14 protein-coding genes are annotated in these 14,099 nt (G+C 45.8%); 8 read left to right on the top strand and 6 right to left on the bottom strand.

The window, feature by feature from the left end; all coding sequences use genetic code 11:
• Positions 1–316 precede the first annotated feature (316 nt).
• Both FBF61_RS06385 and FBF61_RS06380 read right to left on the bottom strand, forming a co-directional pair.
• On the bottom strand, positions 317–1,291 hold the full coding sequence (locus tag FBF61_RS06385) for an electron transfer flavoprotein subunit alpha/FixB family protein (RefSeq protein ID WP_138476377.1): 975 nt from the start codon (positions 1,289–1,291) through the stop codon (positions 317–319).
• Positions 1,292–1,337: 46 nt separating this feature from the next.
• Entirely contained in the window at positions 1,338–2,075 is a 738-nt protein-coding gene (locus tag FBF61_RS06380; RefSeq protein ID WP_138476376.1) for an electron transfer flavoprotein subunit beta/FixA family protein, read from the bottom strand.
• A gap of 97 nt (positions 2,076–2,172) precedes the next feature.
• Between FBF61_RS06380 and FBF61_RS06375 the strand changes: the two genes are divergently transcribed.
• Together FBF61_RS06375 and FBF61_RS06370 are read left to right on the top strand one after the other, a co-directional pair.
• Entirely contained in the window at positions 2,173–2,499 is a 327-nt protein-coding gene (locus FBF61_RS06375) for a tetratricopeptide repeat protein (RefSeq protein ID WP_138476375.1), read from the top strand.
• Between the two features lie 174 nt (positions 2,500–2,673).
• Positions 2,674–3,030, top strand: a complete 357-nt coding sequence (locus tag FBF61_RS06370; RefSeq protein WP_138476374.1) for a hypothetical protein — start codon at positions 2,674–2,676, stop codon at positions 3,028–3,030.
• A 220-nt stretch (positions 3,031–3,250) separates the two neighbouring features.
• On the opposite strand, the gene FBF61_RS06365 is transcribed toward FBF61_RS06370, so the two are convergent.
• The 3 genes from FBF61_RS06365 to FBF61_RS06355 all read right to left on the bottom strand — a co-directional run bounded on the left by FBF61_RS06365 (position 3,251) and on the right by FBF61_RS06355 (position 6,755).
• Positions 3,251–4,555: a Gfo/Idh/MocA family protein gene (locus FBF61_RS06365; protein ID WP_138477067.1), complete on the bottom strand. Its 1,305-nt coding sequence runs from the start codon at positions 4,553–4,555 to the stop codon at positions 3,251–3,253.
• An 18-nt stretch (positions 4,556–4,573) separates the two neighbouring features.
• Positions 4,574–5,395: a purine-nucleoside phosphorylase gene (locus tag FBF61_RS06360; protein WP_138476373.1), complete on the bottom strand. Its 822-nt coding sequence runs from the start codon at positions 5,393–5,395 to the stop codon at positions 4,574–4,576.
• A gap of 61 nt (positions 5,396–5,456) precedes the next feature.
• Positions 5,457–6,755 (bottom strand): acetylxylan esterase, encoded by a 1,299-nt coding sequence (locus tag FBF61_RS06355; RefSeq protein ID WP_138476372.1) that lies wholly within the window; start codon positions 6,753–6,755, stop codon positions 5,457–5,459.
• A 165-nt stretch (positions 6,756–6,920) separates the two neighbouring features.
• On the opposite strand from FBF61_RS06355, the gene rluF reads away from it, so the two are divergent.
• From rluF to pgi, 6 genes are all read left to right on the top strand, one after another.
• Positions 6,921–7,670, top strand: coding sequence for a 23S rRNA pseudouridine(2604) synthase RluF (rluF, locus tag FBF61_RS06350; protein ID WP_138476371.1), 750 nt, complete (start codon positions 6,921–6,923; stop codon positions 7,668–7,670).
• Positions 7,671–7,854: 184 nt separating this feature from the next.
• The gene (locus FBF61_RS06345; RefSeq protein ID WP_138476370.1) at positions 7,855–8,559 is read left to right on the top strand and encodes a hypothetical protein; all 705 of its coding nucleotides are present in this window, start codon (positions 7,855–7,857) and stop codon (positions 8,557–8,559) included.
• 96 nt (positions 8,560–8,655) lie between these two features.
• Positions 8,656–9,732, top strand: coding sequence for an AI-2E family transporter (locus FBF61_RS06340; protein ID WP_138476369.1), 1,077 nt, complete (start codon positions 8,656–8,658; stop codon positions 9,730–9,732).
• Between the two features lie 87 nt (positions 9,733–9,819).
• Positions 9,820–11,025 carry a heparan-alpha-glucosaminide N-acetyltransferase domain-containing protein gene (locus FBF61_RS06335; RefSeq protein WP_138476368.1) on the top strand — a complete coding sequence of 402 codons (1,206 nt, stop codon included), beginning with the start codon at positions 9,820–9,822 and terminating at the stop codon, positions 11,023–11,025.
• A 70-nt stretch (positions 11,026–11,095) separates the two neighbouring features.
• On the top strand, positions 11,096–11,935 hold the full coding sequence (locus FBF61_RS06330) for a sugar phosphate isomerase/epimerase family protein (protein ID WP_138476367.1): 840 nt from the start codon (positions 11,096–11,098) through the stop codon (positions 11,933–11,935).
• A 113-nt stretch (positions 11,936–12,048) separates the two neighbouring features.
• On the top strand, positions 12,049–13,698 hold the full coding sequence (gene pgi / locus FBF61_RS06325) for a glucose-6-phosphate isomerase (RefSeq protein WP_138476366.1): 1,650 nt from the start codon (positions 12,049–12,051) through the stop codon (positions 13,696–13,698).
• Here the strand turns inward: pgi and FBF61_RS06320 are convergent.
• Positions 13,677–14,063, bottom strand: a complete 387-nt coding sequence (locus FBF61_RS06320) for a VanZ family protein (RefSeq protein ID WP_138476365.1) — start codon at positions 14,061–14,063, stop codon at positions 13,677–13,679. The genes pgi and FBF61_RS06320 overlap by 22 nt on opposite strands.
• Between the last annotated feature and the right edge of the window lie 36 nt (positions 14,064–14,099).

Below are 14,099 nucleotides of genomic sequence, written 5' to 3'. Positions count from 1 at the left end.
GTGGTGAATATGTCCGATTCAGGTAAATATTTATGAAGCAGAATATGTCAAATTTTTCGTCGTAAATGAATGCTGATTTTCAGGTCTTTAACAACTGGATTCTATAATATGTTCCTAATCGTTTCCCTCCTTTAACCGGTAAAGGTTGCAAAAATAATTAACCCGTACTGCATAAAAAAATAGCAGCACGGGTTAGTTTTTCTAACACCCATTGTTCTGATCGCCTGATATTGTTAATGATCTGATTTTTAAGCTAATTTTTTTCAATCCGGTAATAATATCGGTTGAATTAATTTAAAAACAGCTCATTTTTGCCTCATTTTAAATTTTTGACGGCTTCGGTAAGTTTCGGTAAAACTTCGAAAAGATCTCCGACAATTCCGTAATCCGCTGCCTTAAAGAATGGGGCTTCGGGGTCCTTGTTGATCACCACAATGCATTTTGACCCGTTTACTCCGGCGAGATGCTGGATAGCCCCGGAAATACCGCAGGCAATATACAAGTCGGGTGCTACCTTAATGCCTGTTTGTCCGATATGCTCATGATGCGGGCGCCAGTCGAGGTCTGAAACTGGTTTGGAACAGCCAGTGGCGGCTCCAAGTGCCTTGGCAAGATCGAGGAGAGGCTGCCAGTTTTCTGGTCCTTTCATTCCTCTTCCTCCCGAAACAATGATGCTCGCCTCTGTAAGCGATAATTCCGAGGCAGCCTTTTCCACTTCCACTATTGTCGCCTTGAAATCTGAATCCCGCAGTACCGATGAAAAAGTTTCCACGTCAGCGTTAACTGTCCGTACCGATGATTCGTCCATTTCAATGGCGTTTTTCTTTACCACCAGCACTTTGATATCGGATTTGATTTCAGTTGTAGCGAAGGCTTTTCCTGTAAAAATACCCCTGGGCACCTTAAAAGATCCGTTTATTTCCGGCAATCCTGTCACGCCGGATACAATTCCGGCTTTTAATTTAGCGGCCGCACGTGCAGCCACTGCATCGCCCAGTCCCGATTTGGACAGAATGATAATTTTGCTGTTTTCCTGGTGAGCGGCTTGTGTCAGCACGTCTGCATAAGCAAGGCTGTTTTCCTGGTCAAGTTTGTCATCAGCGGCATGCAGGACTTTTCCGGCCCCGTAATTTCCAGCCTTCTCCAGTTCAGAAATATCGGCTTTTCCCAGTGCAAGCACTGCTACTTTGTCCCCGGTTTTTTCGGCAATCTTGGCACCATAGGCAACAGCTTCCAGAGATGTTTTTTTGATCGAACCGTTATCCAGCTCGACATATATAAGGACTGACATTTTTTATTCAGTTTAAACAATGAATACTAAATGAGGAAATACCTGTTCAGAGAATTTTTGCCTCCGTCTGCAAAAGCCTGATCAACGTCTCAGCTTCATTTGCAGGGATCATTTTGCACGTGCCTTTGGGAGCGGGAAGCGAATATTTCTCAGGAGTGGTCATTTCTTCAAGAGAAACCGGTTCTACTACCGTCAAGGGTTTGGTCCTGGCTGTCATGATCCCGCGCATATTTGGTATTTTCCATTCAGCAATGGGTTCCTGGCAACCTAGTACAAGCGGGAGAGGAGCTTTCAGGATTTCTTTACCCCCGTCAATTTCCCTTGAAATGGTCGCAGTTCCGCCGTCGATGTCAAGCTTCATCACCGGGGAGTAGGATGCAATCCCAAGCATTTCGCCCACCAGACCATGCACGACACCACTGTTATAATCAATGGATTCCCTTCCCATCAGGATAAGATCATATTTGTTTTGTTCGGCAATGTGGGCGATCTGCGCCGCGGTATAATAGGAGTCCAGCGGATCGGCGTTGACCCGTATTGCATCATCGGCTCCGATCGCAAGCGCTTTCCGGATCTGCGGATCTGCGTCTGCTTCACCCACATGGAGGACAGTCAACGTCCCTCCCGATTGTTCTTTCAGTTCAACGCCCCGGGAGAGGGCGTAGTCATCATACGGCCCGATGATGTATGGGATGCCGTTTTTATTGAGCTTTGTATCGTTGTCGGTGAAGCTGATTTTTGCAGTAGTATCCGGCACATTGGTAATACAAACCAGTATTTTCATAGTAATGTATTTACGTATTTAACATTTCTGGGGATAACTTTGTCCTTTGGCAAATTAAGGAAAAACTTAAATAGTATGCAAGCATAATAATTTCCCCATGAGCAACTCCATTCTGCCAAGTTTACTGGCTTTTTATGAAGAGGATCCCGGTGACCCTTTCAATGTTTATGCGCTTGCAATCGAATACACCAAGTCCGATCCGGTAAAAGCGGCGGAGTTTTTTGAGATTTTATTAGAAGCGCATCCCGAATACTTACCAACCTACTACCACGCCGGCGCATTTTTTTGTTTACAGGAGGATGTAAAAAAGGCAGAGGAGATTTATCAGAAAGGTCTGGCACTGGCGCTTTTACAGAAAAATACAAAAACGCACCAGGAGCTTTTGCGGGCGTACAACGGCTTTTTGGATGAATTTGATGATTAACGGATTTAATCTAAATTTGTACATTACTCTAAAAACCTGTACCTTGCATGATTACTAAGAATACTACATGCAAGACTGCTTTCGGTTAAAGACTTTTCCTCTGCTCAGTTTAGTTTGATATTTTAGGTTGAGTTCCCAGGTTGGTGGGAAAAGAAAAAATTATTCATTTATATTATGGAAAAGGAATTGTTTATTCCACTTGTTGTAAAGTGGGCACAGGCGCATGGGTTTAAGGATATACAGGCCAACATCGAAGGCTATGAAACACCTAAATCATACGAAAGAGCCGCTGACAACTTGAAGTTCACACCTGACGTAACAGGTGTTAATATGTTTAACAGGCATTATCTGGAGGTCTCCGTTAAGACGGATCAGCTTCGGGGCAGCATTTCCAAATGGAAGCTTCTGAGTGAGCTTGCTGGAATGAAGGGAGCAAAATTATATCTGATGGCTCCGCGCGGTCATGTGAGATTTACACGGGAGATCATTGATCAATACAATATCCCCGCAGAAGTTATTAAAATTGACTAAAACTTTTTTTGGTCATTTATTGTCAGAGGTGGTCAGGTTTTGTATCTGATCACCTCCTTTTTTTGCCTGCACGGCATTGGCATTTTTAGTCATGAATATTGCTGTTTGGGTCGGCGAGTTCCGGCTCAGTACAACCCAACTGCAAACAAATGATAAAACCTGACAACGAATGACACCCCTGACAACAAATGTCTGTACCTGACTGAATCTGACCAAAAATCTAAACCTTCGGATACTTCCACTCCCCACGATACTCCCTGCTCAGCAGTTTGTTGGCTTCGTCGTCACCCGGAATTATTTCTTTTTCGCCGTCCCAGATTATACTGCGGCCCAGCTTGTAGGAAAGCATGCCTAGCAGCGCAACATTTGTGGAACGCTGCCCCACTTCAATTTCACAGATCGGAGGCGTATTCGTTTTGATTGATGTCAGAAAATTGGCCCATAGCTGCTGTATGTTCTGATCATCAGGCTTGTTCAGCTGCGCATCTTCATGTATGACAGGTTTATTGGGATTGGTAGGGTAAAATGTCCAGCCGTCCAGCCAGCCCATGTGAAAGGTACCCTCAGTTCCGTAAAAGTAGACACCCACAGCTTGTTGAGGATGTGTCTTTTCGGCATGATTGGCCCCGAAAGTACGGTGCTCCCATTCCAGCGTAAAACCGTCAAAATCATAAACTGCCACCTGGTGGTCCGGGGCATCGGTATTGTCCTGCTTGATAGCCCTGCCGCCGGTTGAGTATACTTTCTTCGGATATTTCTGCTCAGACCACCATAGAACCTGGTCCAGCCAGTGTATACCCCAGTCACCGAGTGTTCCGTTTGCGAAGTTGAGATGGTTGCGGAACCCCCGGGTATGAATCGTTTTGTTAAATGGAACAAGCGGGGCCGGGCCGCAATACATATCCCAGTCCAGTCCCTGCGGAGTTTCAGAATCAGGTGTCTTTTGTCCGGCTCCTCCGCCATAGTGAACAAAAGCGCGCGCCATTCCTATTTTGCCGGCTTTTCCGGATTTCAGGAATTCCATACCGGACATATTATGCGGAGAAACGCGCCTGTGGGTTCCTACCTGTACAATTCTGCCATACTTGCGCGTAGCGTTCACCATCGCGCGGCCTTCCTTAATAGTATGGGAAATAGGTTTCTCTACATAGACGTGAGCGCCTGATTCGACCGCCGCTATACAGCACAAGGCATGCCAGTGATCCGGCGTGGCGACTATAACGATCTCCGGCTTTTCTTTGGAAAGCAGTTCACGGTAATCTTTGTAGAGTTTTGGTTTGTCGGAGGTAAGTTTCCCAACTTCGGCGGAGCAGACTTTCAATTGATTTTCATCCACATCACAAAGCGCCACAAGCTTGCACTCGCCAGACTGGATAGCGCAGCGGACGATGTTGGTACCCCACCAGCCGGTACCGATCAGCGCCACCCGATAGGGCGCGACGCGCTTTAAGGAAGTAAGTAATGGGAGGGAAGAAAAAGCGGCCCCCGCCAGCGCGGATTTTTCTATAAAACTTCTGCGATCCATCATATTTTTAAATATCGGTTAAAAATTAGCTAGTAACTCCTTAAATATCAGCGTCATTCCGGGTTCAGCTTTTCGGGCGGCTGCGATGATCGTTTCAATTTCTGCTTTTTCCAGCAATTCCGGAATTCCCAGGTCGGTGACGACGGAGAGCCCGAAGCACCGGATGTTCATTTGCCGGGCGGCAATTACCTCTGGCACTGTGCTCATACCGACTACGTCGGCACCGATTTGTCTTAAAATCCTGTATTCCGCACGTGTCTCGAGCTGCGGGCCTGATACGCTCACATATACGCCTGAGTGTGCCGTAATATTATTGGCGGCTGCGATATTCAGTGCTTTCTTTACGAGTGTTTGGTCATAAACATCACTCATATCAGGAAACCTGTCACCGAATTCCGGGATATGGGCGCCGATCAACGGATTGGTCGGGAGGAACAGGCTGATATGGTCATTGATCACCATCAGGTCGCTGACCTTGTAAACAGGATTGAGGCTTCCGCAGGCATTGGAAACAAGAAGGGTATGCACACCCAGCAGTTTCATAACGCGGACAGGAAATACTACTTCCTGCATGCTATAGCCTTCATAGTAATGAAAACGGCCTTGCATGCATACCACCTTTTTACCTGATAATCTTCCGAATATGAGTCTGCCGGAATGTGATTCAACGGTAGAAACAGGGAAATGCGGGATCGCTTTGTATGAAATAGAAAAAGCAATTTCAATTTCATTGACCAGCGAGCCAAGTCCGGTACCAAGAATAATCCCGTATTCCGGTTTGAAATTTTCCGAAAATTCTTCTAAAAAATGTGTGGCCCGCTGAATTTGTTCAAAAGACATAGGAGTTCGATAAATGGATACAGCAGCCCGGAAGCTGCTGTCGAAATGAGAATTAAGAAAATTATTTTGCTTTCAGTTTTTCAAGCAACCAGTTGCTCATCAGGTCTCTTTCTTCCTGATAGGTCCAGTGGCCGGTGTCCTGGTATAGTTTCAGTTCCTTTGGAGCGGTGGTCACGTTGTAGGCGGAGTACATGGATGTGGGCGGACAAGTTTCATCATTGAATCCCCACATATAAAAACCCGGTACCTTCACCCTTCTTGCAAAATTGACCACGTCATAATAACCGATGGTGTTGAGCTTTTCTTTTGTGTTGTTAAATTTAATATTGCCTTTGTCAAAATAATGCGGCCATCCTCCCGCACGTCCATGGAGGTAGCCGGTAACATCGCTCAACGCCGGATAAAATGCGCCCAGCCACTTTACCCGGGGATCAAGCCCGGCGGTGATGATAGAAAGCGCGCCGCCCTGGCTGCCGCCTGTAACTGCGAGGTTTGTACCATCATATTGAGGTAAGCTTGTCAGAAAATCATTAGCCCGGACGCAGCCCAGATATACTCTTTTGTAATAAAAACGGTCGCGGTCGTCGAGGTTGTAAGCGGGATAACCATTCAAAAGTCCGCCACCCATATCTGTGTAAACAGACGGGTCCATGATTACAGGAATACCGTGAATACCGATTTCCAGCGTAATAACTCCCTTTTCGGCGGTCGCGATGTCACCATTGTAGGGTCGCACACCCGCACCGGGTACCTTAAGTAAGGCCGGATATTTGCCTTCTTTTTTAGGAATGCATAATATGCCATAGACCCGCACGCCCTGACGCGTATTTTGCAGGTTCAAATGATAAACATTGACTTTTTCGGTGCAGCGTTCGGGTAGCAGCGTCATTTTTGCATCCATAGGTACAGCCGCGAGTTCTTTTTTTGCGCCGTCCCAGAAACTGTCGAAGTCGTCTGGATTGGCTACTGTAGGCTGGATTTTGAATGGGTCGAAACCGGCAGTGGCAAGGCCACGGTATTCGCCTCCGTCTACATTCGCATAGGCAACACACCTCAGAAAACCAGGGGTTTTCATGGTTCCGCCGTCAATGGTAATTTTGCCTTCTGCCGAAGTTTTCGTTTCTTTTATAGTAGGGTCCAGTTTTTCAGGGCCGATCTCGTAGCGTATAGGGGCATTTTTGACCAGGCTACCGTTGCGAAATACTGAAATAGTAAACTGTACTTTTTCGCCGGTCTTGTAAATCCAGTCCTCATGGTCGGCCGTGACGAGGACTTCAACCGGACGTTTGACGGGCTGAGCGTGGACTGCAGCCAGGGAAATCCACAGGAAAATGTTAATCAGTAAAAGACGGTTTCTCATAAGGGATAGCATTTCGAATAAAAATGGAATGGACATATTCAGTAGGATAAAGGGACAAATTAGCCGAATCTTTGATGATGCACAGATAATTTTTACGATTTGAATTAATTTGCTGCCTGATAGCCGGGACCAAGTCGGTTCAATCTCATACAAAACCATGGCAATTTGATCAGGATCAATAAATTTATCAGTGAAACAGGATTTTGTTCCCGTCGGGAGGCCGATAAGCTCGTGGAGCAGGGCCGCGTAACCTTAAACGGCCGGGTTGCCGTTTTGGGAGATAAAGCTACCGCCGAAGATGATGTGCGGGTAAACGGTAAGCCTTTGAAAATCAGGAAAGCGGGAGTTTATATCGCTTTCAACAAACCCGTCGGCATCACCTGTACTACGGAAAGAAATGTAAAAGGAAATATCATCGATTTTATAAAACACCCCGAAAGAATATTTCCGATCGGACGTTTGGATAAACCTTCCGAGGGGCTTATTTTCCTGACGAGCGATGGTGATATTGTAAATAAGATTCTGCGGGCGGGAAATAACCATGAAAAGGAATACCTGGTGACCGTAAATAAGACGGTTACCCCTGAATTTGTCAGAAAAATGTCGGCCGGCGTGCCCATACTGGATACCGTGACCAGGAAATGTTTTGTAAAAAAAGAAAGCACTTATGTGTTCACGATTGTGCTTACCCAGGGGCTGAACCGTCAGATCAGGCGAATGTGCGAATATCTGGGCTACGAAGTAACGAAGCTGAAAAGGGTCCGGATTATGAATGTGACGCTGAAAGATTTACCTGTGGGCAAATGGCGTGACCTCACCGATAATGAAATGAAGTTTATCAATTCGGCGGTTGAAAGTTCAGTCAAAACCGAGGATGGTTCATTGCTGAAAAACTGGGATGAAGAAGGCGATTAACCTGTGGCAAAAAGTTTGATCGGTGTTCTCTTTCTTCTGTTGGTTGCTTCGTATATGCCAGTCCGGGCGGGCTTATGAGAAATCTCCGGATCGGTTAGTCAGAAAGTCGACCCTGAAAGAAATGAGAATATCTCATCGATTTGTCTTAATTTATAGTCGGATATTAAAACTAAAATTAGATCTGATGAAAATAGTTCTTTCTTTTTTGGTTTGCTGGGGGATGCGCTCCTGGTTGTATGCACAGGAAGGAAACGGATTGTACCGCGTAAAAAGCGGCTCCGACGTTACGAAGACTATTCCCGTTAAAGAGCAGTTCCAGTATAAGGATTTTGTCGACGGGGTAGCGTATTATAGGAATGGAAGGAAGGCGAATGCAAAATTAAATTACAACCTGGCGCACGGGGAGGTGATGTTTATCAGCCCGGAGAAGGACACAATGCTATTTTCGGAAAACAAGTTTATTTACAAAGTCGATGTGGGCGGGAATTTATACTATTTCAACGAGGGTCTGGGGCATGTGGAGATAATTGGCGACTACGATAGGGCAAAGTTGGGGAGAAAGCAGTTTTTGGTCAGGGCTGGGGAAGAGAAGTACGCGGCTTATGGGCAGTACTCCTCCACATCGGCCACCACCGGATACTCTTCTTTTATCAATGCAAATGGGGAATTTCAGCATCTCCAGTCTGGTGACAAGATCGTAATGAAGCGCAGGGTCATCTATTATTTTATGGACAAAAATCTCACGCTTTACCTCGCTAACCGTTCTAATTTGCTAAAAATCCATCCTGGGAATAAGCGGGCGCTGAATGAATATCTGAAAGATAATCAGATCAGTTTTGACAATGAAGAGGATCTGCGGAATGTTCTGGAATTTTGTATGACCCTCTAGCTTTTATTTCGGAAATCCCACAAAAGGTCTGTCCACAGACTCAGATCCTCGTGCCGGAATGATTTTTTAGTATTCATTTTTAAAATCATCGGCTACATGAAGCAAGAATTATCAAAAATCGCAATCTGGGTTTTCATATTAATTGGTATTCCTGCGGGCCTGTATTTTGGGAAAACTTTTTTAGCTCCTTTATGCATAGGCGTAGTGTTGTCGATGATGCTTATTCCGATCATGGATTGGCTGATTTCCAAAAAGATCCCAAAAGGATGGGCTATTGCAGGAAGTACTTTGCTGTTACTGATGTTTTTTGCGTTTCTGGGCGGGCTGATCACAATCCAGGTAAAAATGATCACCAAAGACTGGCCCCAGATTGAAAAACAATCACTTCAGTTGCTGGAAGATGCCCAGAAATTTATTGAAGATAAGGCAGGACTAGCGCCGGATGAACAGCTTGCGCAGGCCAAAAACATGCTCTCCAAAATGGGTAGCGGAGGCACGGCAGCCCTCGGGACTATCGGCGGAACATTAGCCAATTTTATCCTCATCATCGTATATGTGGTGCTTTTGTTGTCGCAAAGAGACCGATTTAAAGAATTTATCCTGCTTAATTTCCCCAAACATGATCACATCCGTGTCCGGAAGGCTCTAAAAGAAATCAGGAAAACTTCGGGCGGCTACTTCTATGGAATGCTTAAAGCCATGATCATCCTGGCTATTCTTTACGGTACCGGTTTCATGATCGGCGGCGTGAAATATGCATTTCTGCTCGCCCTGATAGCTGCCGTTTTCTCATTCATCCCCTATGTGGGCAATGCGATTGGCGGAGGACTTGCTGCCTTGCTAGCGCTCGTTTCCGGCGGACCATCGAGTGTACTGATAGTCATCATCGTGATGACGGCCGCACAGATGATCGATAATTACATCACGCAGCCGTATGTCGTCGGTAAGGAAGTAGACCGGAACCCGTTTATGACGATCACTTCGGTGGTAGGTTTCGGGGTCTTGTGGGGTGTGGCTGGTGCCATTATCGCCATTCCGATTACAGGTATCATCCGGGTTACTTTTCAGTACCTGCCGGGCACCAAATCGCTGGCTTTTCTGATGGGTAATGAAAAACCTGTGATGGAAGTAAAGGCCGTCCAGGAACAGGTAGATGAGCGCAGCAGCGCCTGATAGTTGCAAGCAAAGGAATAAGTAGCGGGTTCTTCATGCATCGTATTCGATTTTTGAATAATTTACGTTCCCAACCCTTAAATCCTGATGCAGACATTGAAATCACCCTCACTCCGGCTGGATTCTATCGACATTTTTCGTGCCTTCACGATGTTTCTCATGATCTTCGTCAACGACCTTTGGTCGCTCGAAGAAGTTCCTAACTGGCTCGAACACAGCAAAGCTGCGGAGGACGCGATGGGCTTGTCGGATGTGGTTTTTCCCGGGTTTCTTTTTATCGTCGGGCTTTCGATCCCGTTTGCAATTGCCAACCGTCGTTCCAAAGGAGATAGTAATGGTGTCATTACAATGCATATTATCGAGCGGACATTTGCTTTGCTCCTGATGGGTATTTTCATTGTTAATCTTGAAAATGCCGTTCAGTCTGGTATGGTTGTGAGCAAATATGTTTGGGAAATACTAATGGTAGTGGCTTTTTTCCTGATCTGGAATGTGTATCCTGCCAATCCTGAAAAAAAATCGTTGTACACCGGCCTGAAAATCCTCGGTTACATGATACTGGTAGGACTGGCGGTAATATACAAAGGCGGGGACGAGGCCAATCCGTCATGGATGAAAACACATTGGTACGGGATACTCGGTTTGATAGGCTGGTCTTATTTTCTGTGCGCACTGGTTTATCAGGCTGCGGGCGACAGAATTGGGCTGATAGTGGGCGGCTGGTTGTTTTTTGTATTGTTTAATCTGGCCGAATTTGCAGGTATTCTTGATTTTCTCGATCCTGTAAAAGACTATGTGTGGATCGTGGGAGGCGGCTCGATGCCAGCTTTTACAATGGGCGGGGTTGTAGCATCGGTGATTTTCAGATTTTATTCGAGACAGAATAAAGTAAATACAACTTATCTCTGGATACTTCTCGCGCTGGGTGTAGTCTGTCTGGCGTACGGTTTCGGGACGCGACCTTTCTGGGGAATTTCCAAGATCCGCGCCACGCCTGCCTGGGTTGGTATATGCAGCGGAATTAGCTTTTTTTCTTTTGCGTTCCTTTTCTGGCTGGTGGATTTGAAAAAAATAAAGGACTGGGCCAATGTGCTGAAACCTGCCGGAACAGCAACTTTGACCTGTTATCTGATACCGTATATATGGTATGCCGTTATCACCCTGGCTGGTATCGGCCTCCCGTTGTACCTGAGAACCGGCATTGTGGGATTGATCAAGTCGGCCCTGTTTTCATTGCTGATCATCGTTGTGACCGGCCTGATCAACAAGATCGGAATCAAACTGAAGATTTGAGGCGGCCGTTGGTATATTTTACATTCCTTGCCTTTATAACATGGAGGTAAACTTAAAATCCGGAATTTTAATGAATACAAGAAGATCATTTGTAAAAAAAAGCCTGGCGGGCTTGGTCGCCGGCGGAGTTATTTCATTGAGAAAAGATGCCTATGCCGGTTCGGAGGCAGGTAAAAAAGAAGATACATTCAAACTGGGAATTGCGGGTTATAGTTTTGTCCATTTCAAGCTGGATCCATCACTGGAAATGATGAAAAAAACAGATGTACATTATTTATGCATCAAAGACTTTCATCTTCCTTACGCAAGTACCGCGGAAGAAATAGCTGCTTTTCATGCAAAATTGAAGGAATCCGATGTTACGGGCTACGCCGTCGGGCCGATTTACACCAAAACCACCCAAGAAATCGACAATGCATTTGACTACGCAAAAAGGGTAGGAGTGAACCTGCTTGTGGGGATACCTAATAAAGAAGACCTTAAATATGTTGAAAAAAAGGTGATTGAATATGATATCCGGTACGCTATACATAACCACGGTCCGGAGGATAAATTATACCCAAGTGCTGAATCGATCTATAATCTCATCAAGGACCTGGACTCGCGTGTCGGGATCTGTTTCGATATGGGGCACAACAAAAGGGACAACAAGGATTCGGTTGCGGATCTCGGAAAATATGCAAAAAGGATTTTTGATATACACCTCAAAAATGTGACAGCTGCTACTAAGGAAGGTAAAACATGCGAGCTGGGCAGAGGAATTATTGATATTCCTGCATTTGTGAAAATGCTCCGTAAAGTCAAATATTCAGGCTCGTGCAGCCTTGAATATGAGAAAGATATGAAAGAACCGCTGGCTGGGATTGCCGAGTCGGTAGGGTATTTCCGGGGGGTGTGTGCCGCAACCTGATGCCGGAAAAGTCGTTTTAAGTGCAGTAAAGTCATATTTTTGCAGAATACGAATGCCGGAGTACGATAAGGATTCCAGAATAAACTGATTTTTCACTCATAATATTTTAAGACATGCTTAAGACCACACCGTTCGATCAATTGTCTGCTTATAAGAAACTTAAAACGCATCATAAGACCATAGCCCAGAAGCATTTGAAAACCCTTTTCGAGGAGGATGCTGACCGTCATAAAAAATTCTCCATTCGTTTGGGCGACATATTTCTGGATTACTCAAAAAACCGTATCACTACCCGCACGAGGTCGTATCTGGTTCAGCTGGCCGAAGAAGCGGGGCTGTCGGACGCAATTGAGCAAATGTTTTCGGGAGAGAAGATCAATGCCACAGAAGGCAGGTCGGTGCTGCATGTTGCGTTGCGCAACCGTTCCAATGACCCGATTCTTGTAGACGGAAAAGATGTAATGCCGGATGTGAATGAGGTACTGGGTAAAATGAAGGAATTTTCAGGCAAAGTACGGTCGGGTGCCTGGAAAGGGTATTCGGGTAAGGAAATCACGGATATCGTTAATATCGGCATCGGCGGAAGTGATCTTGGCCCGGTAATGGTGACAGAAGCATTGAAAGCTTATGGTAAGGATGGTTTGAATGTGCATTTCGTATCCAATGTGGACGGAACGCATATTGCGGAGACTGTGAAAACCCTTGATCCGGACACGACTCTGTTCATGATCGCTTCCAAAACTTTTACAACCCAGGAAACGATGGCCAATGCGCACAGCGCGCGCAGCTGGTTTCTGGAAAAGGCTGTTGATCAGGAATTTGTAAAAAAACATTTCGTCGCAATTTCGACGAACCAGGCAGAGGTAGAGAAGTTTGGTATCGATACCGAAAATATGTTCGGGTTCTGGGACTGGGTTGGCGGGCGCTACTCGCTCTGGTCAGCTATCGGCCTGTCGATCGCATGTTTCATCGGTTTTCAAAACTTTGAACAACTTTTGGCCGGTGCGCATGATATGGACAAACATTTCAGGACTACCAAACTGGAAAGAAACATTCCGGTGATCCTGGCTTTGCTGGGCATCTGGTACAACGATTTCTTTGATGCGCAAACGCAGGCTATTCTTCCATATGACCAATATATGCACCGTTTTGCTGCATATTTCCAGCAGGGGGATATGGAAAGTAACGGAAAAAGTACCGGACGAGACGGGAAACCTGTGGGATATCAGACCGGCCCTGTGATCTGGGGAGAACCCGGCACCAACGGGCAGCACGCTTTTTATCAGCTGATCCACCAGGGTACTAAGCTTATACCGTGTGATTTTATCGCTCCTGCGGTGAGCCATAACCCCTTGGGAGATCATCATAAAATGCTGTTATCCAACTTTTTCGCTCAGACAGAAGCTCTGATGAATGGTAAAACCGAAGAGGAGGTCCGGGCTGAACTGGAAGGATCGGGCAAAAGTAAAGAGGAAATAGATTTTCTGACACCGTTCAAAATGTTCTCCGGCAACAGGCCTACCAACTCTATTCTGGTTAAAAAGATCACCCCGAAGGTTTTAGGAAGCCTTATAGCAATGTATGAACACAAAATATTTGTTCAGGGCATTATCTGGAATATTTTCAGTTTCGATCAGTGGGGTGTAGAGCTTGGGAAACAGCTTGCCAACAAAATCTATCCTGAACTACAGAATGACTGGCCGGTAACCAACCACGACAGTTCTACAAACGGATTGATCAATCAGTACAAACGCTGGAGATAACGATCCAGTACCAAAGTTTTGAATCCATATCCTATCAAGACGCCAGCAGCGTCTGCCACGGCATCCCACCAGTCGAAGGTGCGGTCGAAGGGCAGGAGCTGCTGGTAAAATTCAAGCCCCAGCCCATAAGCCATTCCCAGCAATAGCACGGTTGTACTTTTTCGGGGATATACCAGTAGCCACAATGTAGCCCATCCTACAAACAGACTGCTATGCACGAACTTGTCGAAACCCACGACAGGTGCGGAAGGGATATCTTTGCCTGGCCAGGTGCAGGCGATCAGAATTAAAATTGTCCAGAACCAGGCAAGCCAGGAATATCTCGAAAAATATTTAAGGAGAGAAGTAAACGCGTTTGTCAGCATGTGGAGGCACTTTTTTGTTTGTAAAGATAGTTTTAC

The organism is Dyadobacter bucti (assembly GCF_005869225.1).
Lineage (GTDB): Bacteria > Bacteroidota > Bacteroidia > Cytophagales > Spirosomataceae > Dyadobacter > Dyadobacter bucti.
The sequence above is the reverse complement of the archived record's forward strand: the minus strand, read 5'-3'. Positions and strand labels throughout refer to the sequence as shown.

What these genes read in the sequence shown, in the direction of transcription:
- FBF61_RS06385 (WP_138476377.1), bottom strand. Translation starts at nt 1,291, where the DNA reads ATGTCAGTCCTTATATATGTCGAGCTGGATAACGGTTCGATCAAAAAA.
- FBF61_RS06380 (WP_138476376.1), bottom strand. Translation starts at nt 2,075, where the DNA reads ATGAAAATACTGGTTTGTATTACCAATGTGCCGGATACTACTGCAAAA.
- FBF61_RS06375 (WP_138476375.1), top strand. Translation starts at nt 2,173, where the DNA reads ATGAGCAACTCCATTCTGCCAAGTTTACTGGCTTTTTATGAAGAGGAT.
- FBF61_RS06370 (WP_138476374.1), top strand. Translation starts at nt 2,674, where the DNA reads ATGGAAAAGGAATTGTTTATTCCACTTGTTGTAAAGTGGGCACAGGCG.
- FBF61_RS06365 (WP_138477067.1), bottom strand. Translation starts at nt 4,555, where the DNA reads ATGGATCGCAGAAGTTTTATAGAAAAATCCGCGCTGGCGGGGGCCGCT.
- FBF61_RS06360 (WP_138476373.1), bottom strand. Translation starts at nt 5,395, where the DNA reads ATGTCTTTTGAACAAATTCAGCGGGCCACACATTTTTTAGAAGAATTT.
- FBF61_RS06355 (WP_138476372.1), bottom strand. Translation starts at nt 6,755, where the DNA reads ATGAGAAACCGTCTTTTACTGATTAACATTTTCCTGTGGATTTCCCTG.
- FBF61_RS06345 (WP_138476370.1), top strand. Translation starts at nt 7,855, where the DNA reads ATGAAAATAGTTCTTTCTTTTTTGGTTTGCTGGGGGATGCGCTCCTGG.
- FBF61_RS06340 (WP_138476369.1), top strand. Translation starts at nt 8,656, where the DNA reads ATGAAGCAAGAATTATCAAAAATCGCAATCTGGGTTTTCATATTAATT.
- FBF61_RS06335 (WP_138476368.1), top strand. Translation starts at nt 9,820, where the DNA reads ATGCAGACATTGAAATCACCCTCACTCCGGCTGGATTCTATCGACATT.
- FBF61_RS06330 (WP_138476367.1), top strand. Translation starts at nt 11,096, where the DNA reads ATGAATACAAGAAGATCATTTGTAAAAAAAAGCCTGGCGGGCTTGGTC.
- pgi (WP_138476366.1), top strand. Translation starts at nt 12,049, where the DNA reads ATGCTTAAGACCACACCGTTCGATCAATTGTCTGCTTATAAGAAACTT.
- FBF61_RS06320 (WP_138476365.1), bottom strand. Translation starts at nt 14,063, where the DNA reads ATGCTGACAAACGCGTTTACTTCTCTCCTTAAATATTTTTCGAGATAT.